Raw genomic sequence first — 1,750 nt, 5'->3', positions numbered from 1 at the left:
TGCCCAAGACATCCAACGCCAAGCTGAAGAAAGGCGAGTTGAAGAAATGGCTGTCTGGCGGTGCAGTGCCCCTGCCCTGGCAACTCGAAATTGCTTGACCTTGTAGAGCCCCGTCAAGTACCCCCTTGAAAATTACCCCCGTGCATAAACCGTGAAACCCCAGGAGACAAAAATGTTGAAACTACGTAAACCCATGAAATGTTTGATGGCTACCGCCGTCGTGTGTGTGTCCGCCTTGTTGCCGGCGACAGCTCAAACCAAGCCGCCGTTGAAGATCGGCGCCTATCTGTCCGTCACTGGCCCTGCTTCTTATCTGGGCGCGGGCGCCATGAAAACCGTTGAGATGTATGTCGAAGCCATCAACGCCGCTGGCGGCATCGATGGCCGCAAAGTCGAGTTCCAGGGCTACGACGACGAATCGGATGCATCGCGGGCGAACACGCTGGTCAAGCGTCTGATCGAGAACGACAAGGTTCACGTCATCATTGGCGGCTCTACGACAGGCACGACGATGTCAGCCGTCCCGCTGGTGGAACGGGCCGGTATGGCCATGCTGTCGCTGGCCGGTGGCACGGTGATCATAGACCCTGTCAAGAAGTTCGTTTTCAAAATGAACCAGACCGATGCGATGGCAATCAGTCGTCTGTACGACCACATGCTGGGTCGCGGTATCAAGAGCATCGGCATCATTGCCGGTAGCGATGCGTTCGGACGGGCTTGCCTCATGGCCGCGCAGAAATTGGCACCGGGAAAAGGCGTCAAGATTCTGCGCGATGAGTCCTACAACGCTAAGGACACGGACATGACCGTACAGCTGACCAAGCTGCGCCAGGAGCCGGGTTTGCAGGCGATCTTGAATTGCGGCTTCGGCGAGCCGGCGGCGATTGCCACCAAGAACTACAAGCAACTCGGCATCACCGTGCCGCACTACGGAACCCATGCGCTGGCGTCGGACGTTTTCGTCAAATTGGCGGCCGGCGCGGCGGAGGACATGATCATGACCAACGGCCCCATCCTTGTGTGGGATCAATTGCCGACCAGCGACCCCCAGCAACCGGTGGTGCAGGCTTATGTGAAGGCCTACCGCGCCAAATTCAACGAAGCCCCTTCCTTTTTTGCGGGTAACGCACATGACGCGTTCTTCGCCATCCAGGAGGCGGTGCGTCGCAGTGGCAGTATCGAGCCCGCCAAAATTCGCGATGCCATCGAAAAAGGCAACGACTTTGTGGGTGTGACAGGACATTTCCGGATGAACGAGACCGACCACGTTGGCTTGACCCCCGACTCCTTGCGGATCGTACAGATCAAGAATGGTCGATGGAAACTCGTTGAATAAGTGTAATCATTGATACCGCATTGAGTCGGTTTTCCTTGCTGACGTCACGAGCCTTGGCTCTGAGAATGTTTAGCCCCTGGAGAATGTAATGCTGCCAAGAGACTTCGTTAAGCGCTGTGCGCGTAACTACCCGACCAAGACCGCCTACCTGTGCGGCGAACGCTCGCGTAGCTGGCGCGAGATGGATCAACGCTCCGACCGTTTCGGCGTGGCCTTGCAACAACTAGGCCACCGCGCGGGCGAGGCGGTGGCCATCCTGACGCAAGAAAGCATCGAGGTGTATGAGCACTTCTTTGCCTGCATGAAGATCGCGGCGCCGCGGGTCGGGCTCAATACAGGGTACGTCTGGCCCGAGATGCTGCACGTGCTGAAGGACAGCGAGGTCAAGTTCCTGCTGTTGGATACGCGCTGCCG

2 protein-coding genes are annotated in these 1,750 nt (G+C 57.7%); both read left to right on the top strand.

Annotation, left to right across the window (positions count from 1 at the left end; all coding sequences use genetic code 11):
• Positions 1 to 172 precede the first annotated feature (172 nt).
• Complete coding sequence (locus tag B7G52_RS23035) at positions 173 to 1,336, top strand: ABC transporter substrate-binding protein (protein ID WP_096699982.1); 1,164 nt, start codon at positions 173 to 175, stop codon at positions 1,334 to 1,336.
• Between the two features lie 88 nt (positions 1,337 to 1,424).
• A partial coding sequence (locus tag B7G52_RS23030; RefSeq protein ID WP_141397540.1) for an AMP-binding protein occupies positions 1,425 to 1,750 on the top strand: 326 nt, incomplete at its 3' end.

It is taken from the genome of Polaromonas sp. AER18D-145 (assembly GCF_002379095.1).
Taxonomy (GTDB): Bacteria; Pseudomonadota; Gammaproteobacteria; order Burkholderiales; family Burkholderiaceae_C; genus Polaromonas.
Note: the sequence above shows the minus strand (reverse complement) of the source record. Positions and strands in the feature narration are given on the sequence as shown.

Bases quoted from the DNA above. Each gene is read 5' to 3' on its own strand.
- B7G52_RS23035 (WP_096699982.1), top strand. From the start codon at position 173: ATGTTGAAACTACGTAAACCCATGAAATGTTTGATGGCTACCGCCGTC.